The 5350-nt window shown below is 71.1% G+C and carries 4 protein-coding genes; 3 read left to right on the forward strand and 1 reads right to left on the reverse strand.

Annotated elements, in window-relative coordinates:
• On the reverse strand, positions 1–636 hold a 636-nt coding region (locus tag GRC12_RS41580), incomplete at its 3' end, for a TerD family protein (RefSeq protein ID WP_208785641.1).
• A 186-nt stretch (positions 637–822) separates the two neighbouring features.
• Between GRC12_RS41580 and GRC12_RS41585 the strand changes: the two genes are divergently transcribed.
• Genes GRC12_RS41585 through GRC12_RS41595 form a run of 3 tightly spaced genes read left to right on the forward strand, consistent with a single transcriptional unit; the run spans position 823 to position 5314 of the window.
• Positions 823–1989 carry an HpcH/HpaI aldolase/citrate lyase family protein gene (locus GRC12_RS41585; RefSeq protein WP_208785638.1) on the forward strand — a complete coding sequence of 389 codons (1167 nt, stop codon included), beginning with the start codon at positions 823–825 and terminating at the stop codon, positions 1987–1989.
• Positions 1990–2009: 20 nt separating this feature from the next.
• Complete coding sequence (locus GRC12_RS41590) at positions 2010–4499, forward strand: phosphoribosyltransferase (protein WP_208785639.1); 2490 nt, start codon at positions 2010–2012, stop codon at positions 4497–4499.
• Entirely contained in the window at positions 4499–5314 is an 816-nt protein-coding gene (locus tag GRC12_RS41595) for an HAD family hydrolase (protein ID WP_208785640.1), read from the forward strand. The genes GRC12_RS41590 and GRC12_RS41595 overlap by 1 nt, the downstream gene beginning before the upstream one ends.
• Positions 5315–5350: the final 36 nt, after the last annotated feature.

A 5350-nucleotide genomic window follows, 5' to 3' on the forward strand; every position in this document is an offset into this window, starting at 1 on the left:
CTGCGGGGGGAAGCCGTAGGCCGGCTGGGGCGGGACCCCGGTGGGCTGTTCCGGCGGCAGCGGCTGGGGCTGCGCGGCCGACGGCTCCGGGTCGGACTCGTCGACGGAGATGCCGAAGTCCGTGGCCAGGCCTTTGAGACCGTTGGAGTAGCCCTCGCCCAGCGCCCGGAACTTCCAGCGCTTGTCACGGCGGTAGAGCTCGCCGCAGATCAGCGCCGTCTCCTTGCCGGTCTGGGGCGTGATGTCGAAGTAGGCCAGCGGCTCACCGTCGGCTACCGAGGCGTCGTACAGCAGGATGCGCAGGCCCTGTACGCGGTCGAAGGTGACGTCGTCGGCCGAAGCGACCAGGAGAATCTGGCTGACGTCGGGCTCGACACCGGCCAGATCCGTCTGGATCGTATCGGTGGGACCCTCGGCGGTGCGTTTCTTGCCGAGGAGCCTGACCTTCCCGGAGGGGTGCCGGGGCTGGTTGTAGAAGACGAAGTCCTCGTCGGAGCGCACACGGCCGTCGGGGTTGAGGAGCAGCGCGGAGGCGTCGACCTCCGGGACCCCCTGCCCGGGCGTCCAGCGCAGCACGGCGCGTACCGCCGTGGCCTCGAGCGGGACGTTCGACCCTTTCAGCATCGCGTGCGTCATAGCGGTCATCCTGCCTTCTCGGTCCTGGTCACGACAACGCGGGGGGCGGCACCGCACTATGGGTGTGTCCGCGGGCGTTACCGGAAATTCATGCCCGACGGGAACCCCTGACATGGGCCGGTACGTACTATTACCGGCCACCTGTTCTCAGAATCCACAGGCTTACATGTGCCACGGGGGAGTTTTATGCGTCATTTCGGGCACATCGCCCCGGAGGAGCGGCGGCGTCTCTTCCATCAGGAGCCGTGCGAGTTCGGCACGGACTCCCCTGCCCGGCTGCTCTCCGCGGCCCTGGGCGCCACGCTCTACAGCCCGGCGACCCGGCCCCGGCTGGCCGACGACATCGTCAAACAGGCCGGGCACGGCGTCGTCTCGATGGTGCTGTGCCTGGAGGACTCGATCGACGACGCGGACGTGCTGGCGGGGGAGGAGAACCTGGTCCGCCAGTTCGCCGACCTGGCCACCAGGGACTCCGGCTGCCTCCCGCTGCTGTTCATCCGGGTCCGCACGGCCGAGCAGATCCCCGACCTCGTGTCGCGACTGGGCGCGAACGCGCGGTTGCTGTCCGGATTCGTGTTCCCGAAGTTCACCGAGGAGCGCGGCATCCCCTTCCTGGAGGCCCTGGCCCACGCCGAGAGCGCGAGCGGCCACCGGCTGTTCGGGATGCCCGTGCTGGAGACCCCCGAACTGATGTACCGGGAGTCGCGGGTGGCCGCCCTGGAGGGCATCGCCCGCACCGTCGACAAGTACCGCGACCGCGTGCTCGCGCTGCGCCTCGGCGTCACCGACTTCTGCTCCTCCTACGGCCTGCGCCGGGCCCCCGACATGACCGCCTACGACGTCCAGATCGTCGCCTCCGTGATCGCCGACGTGGTGAACATGCTGGGCCGGGCCGACGGCACCGGCTTCACGGTGACCGGGCCGGTCTGGGAGTACTTCCGCGTACCGGAGCGCATGTTCAAGCCGCTCCTGCGCACCAGCCCCTTCCTCGAGGGGCAGGCCGTCGAACTGCGCGAGAAACTGATCGAGCACGCCATGGACGGGCTGCTGCGGGAGATCTCCCTGGACCAGGCCAACGGCCTGCTGGGCAAGACCTGCATCCACCCCACCCACGTCCTGCCCGTGCACGCGCTGTCCGTGGTCAGCCACGAGGAGTTCGGCGACGCCGTGGACATCCTGCGGCCCGAGCGGGGCGGCGGGGGCGTGCTCAGATCGGCGTACACGAACAAGATGAACGAGGTGAAGCCGCACCGCGCCTGGGCCGAGCGGACCATGCTCCGGGCCGAGGTCTTCGGCGTCGCGCGCGAGGACGTCAGCTTCGTGGACCTGCTCGCCGCCGGCATACCCGGCTGAACCCCACCAATCAGGGAATCATGATCAACGCAGTGAACGACGGGGTCTGGTCCGGGACCTGGGTCGCCGAGCGACTCGGGCTCGAACTCGTGGGCGACGACGAGCTCAAAGACCTCCTGGGCCTGGCCCTGCGCCGCAACCCCAAGCGGGCGCACCTCCTCGTCTCCAACGTCCTGGGCAAACACGTCCCGCAGTCGCCGTCGGTCGTCTACGGCCACGGGTTCGCCCTGGGCCGCCGGGTACGCGCCCTCCTGGGCGCCGAGGAGGCGGCCGAGGCGGTCGTCCTCGGGTACGCGGAAACGGCGACGGGCCTGGGCCACTCCGTCGCGGACGGCATCGGCTCGGCCCCCTACCTCCACTCCACCCGCCGCCCGGTAGCGGGCGTGGCCCCTGCGGGAGGCTTCGAGGAGTCCCACTCCCACGCCACCTCCCACCTCCTGCTGCCGGAGAACCCCGGCCTGCTGGCGGGAGACGGCCCCCTGGTGCTGGTCGACGACGAGTTCTCGACGGGCAACACGGTCCTCAACACCGTGCGTGCCCTTCACGAGCGCTATCCACGACAGCGGTACGTGGTGGTGGCCCTGGTCGACATGCGCTCACCGGCGGACGCGGGCCGCCTGGAGGACTTCGCGAGGGAGATAGGCGCGAGGGTGGACCTGGTGACGTCGGCTTCCGGCACTGTCAACCTGCCGGAGGACGTGCTGGAAAAGGGACGAAACCTTGTAGCCAAGTACGAGGTAGCCGACCTGGGGGCGCGGGGCTGTGCTGAATCCGCGGCTACCGCCGCGTGGGCGCGATCAGCCCCCACAAACCCGCACCCGGCAGCCAAGCGAGTAGACCTCCTGTGGCCCCGCAACCTCCCCGACGGCGGCCGTCACGGCTTCACCCCGGCCAACCGCACCCGCCTCGATCACGCCCTCCCCGCCATGGCCGCCCGCCTCGCGGAGGCGCTCCCGCAGGACGCCCATCGCGTACACGTCCTCGGCTTCGAAGAGCTGATGTACGCCCCCCTCCGCCTCGCCCGCGAACTGGAACAGATCACCGACGCCGAGGTCACCTACTCCACCACCACCCGCTCACCGGTCCTGGCCGTCGACGACCCGGGCTACGCGATACGCAGCCGCCTGGTCTTCCCCGCCCACGACGACCCGGCCGACGGTCCCGGCGACCGTTACGCCTACAACGTCGCCGGTGCCGGATTCGACGCGATCGTGGCCGTCGTCGACTCGCCGGCGGACACCCCGCACCTGCACGCCGAGAACGGCCTGTTGGCCCAGCTCGCCGCCCACACCCCGCACGTCCTGCTCGTGGTCGTGCCCTCGTACGTCCCCGACGTCCCCGAAAGGCACGCCATGCTGCCCGAGCCCCTCCGCGGCCCCGCCTTCTCCTCGTACCCGCCCGACGAGGTCGGCTGGCTGCTCCAGGACCTCTCGGACGTGACGCTGGAGGCGCCGACCGAGGAGCGCGAGGAGGCCATCCAGAGCGGCGGCGCGCACTACGCGGAGTCGCTGCCGGTGGAGTACCAGCCGAGCGAGCAGTACCAGGAACTCTTCCACGCGGCCCTGGAGTCGACCGCGTCCCGTCTCGCGCAGGCGGTCGGCGCCGTCACCGAGCTCGTGCTGGCCGAGCGCTCGCCCCGGCCCGTCCTCGTCTCGCTGGCCCGCGCCGGAACCCCCGTGGGCGTCCTGATGCGCCGCTGGGCCCGGTTCCGGCACGGACTGGACCTGCCGCACTACGCCGTCTCCATCGTGCGCGGACGCGGCATCGACGCCAACGCCCTGCGCTGGCTCGCCGACCGGCACGACCCCCGGGACGTGGTGTTCGTCGACGGCTGGACCGGCAAGGGCGCGATCACCCGCGAACTCGCCGACGCCGTCAAGGAGTTCGAGGCCTCCGACGGGATCACCGGCTTCGACCCGGAGATCGCGGTCCTGGCCGACCCGGGTTCCTGCGTACGGACGTACGGCACCCGCGAGGACTTCCTGATCCCCTCGGCCTGTCTCAACTCGACCGTCTCCGGCCTGATATCCCGCACGGTCCTGCGCGCGGACCTGGTCGGCCCGCACGACTTCCACGGCGCCAAGTTCTACCGCGAACTGGCGGGCGCGGACGTCTCCTTGGAGTTCATCGACGCCGTGGCCGCCCGCTTCTCCGAGGTCGTCGACGCGGTGGACGCGCAGGCGAAGGAACTGCTGTCCGGTGACCGCGAGCCCACCTGGGAGGGCTGGGCGGCCGTCGAGCGGATCAGCGAGGAGTACGGCATCCACGACGTCAACCTCGTCAAGCCGGGCGTCGGCGAGACCACGCGCGTGCTGCTGCGCCGGGTGCCGTGGAAGATCCTGGCGCGGGCCGGGGCGGGCGCCGACCTGGACCACGTACGGCTGCTGGCCGAGCAGCGGGGGGTGCCCGTCGAGGAGGTCTACGAACTGCCGTACACCTGCGTGGGGTTGATCCATCCGAAGTACACGCGCGGTGCGACCGGTGCCGACGGCCGGGCGGTGAACGTCTGATGCCGGTGCTGGTGGCGAGCGACCTGGACCGGACGCTGATCTACTCCCCGGCGGCCCTCGCGCTGACCATGCCGGACGCGCGGGCGCCCCGGCTGCTCTGTGTCGAGGTGCACGAGAGCAGGCCGCTGTCGTTCATGACGGAGACGTCAGCCGCGCTGCTGACCGACCTGGGCGACGCGGCGGTGTTCGTGCCGACGACGACCCGTACTCGCAAGCAGTACCTGCGCATCAACCTGCCGGGCCCGGCCCCGAAGTACGCGATCTGCGCGAACGGTGGCCACCTGATGGTGGACGGGGTCTCCGACCTGGACTGGCACGCGCGGGTCACGGCCCGGCTGGCGGACGAGTGCGCCCCGCTGGACGAGGTCCGCGAGCATCTGCTGGCCACGGCCGACCCGCTCTGGGTGCGCAAACACCGGGTCGCCGAGGACCTGTTCGCCTATCTGGTCGTCGAGCGGGAGCTGCTGCCGGAGGAGTGGGTGAAGGAGCTCGCGGTATGGGCGGAGAACCGCGGCTGGACGGTCTCCCTCCAGGGCCGCAAGATCTACGCCGTGCCGAAGCCCCTGACGAAGAGCGCGGCGATGAGGGAGGTCGCCCGCAGGACGGGCGCGGAGCTGACCCTGGCGGCGGGCGACTCCCTGTTGGACGCGGACCTGCTCCTCGCCGCGGACCGGGGCTGGCGCCCGGGCCACGGCGAGTTGGCGGAGGCCGACTGGACGGCCCCCGCGATCACGGCACTGCCTGAGCGGGGCGTCCTGGCGGGGGAGCGCATCCTGCGGGAGTTCCTCAAGGCGACCCGGACGACGGCCGGTTAGCCGCAGCACCCTCCACCGCAGCACCCGCCTCCCCCC

The sequence above is a fragment of the Streptomyces griseorubiginosus genome, assembly GCF_017614965.1.
Lineage (GTDB): Bacteria > Actinomycetota > Actinomycetes > Streptomycetales > Streptomycetaceae > Streptomyces > Streptomyces griseorubiginosus_B.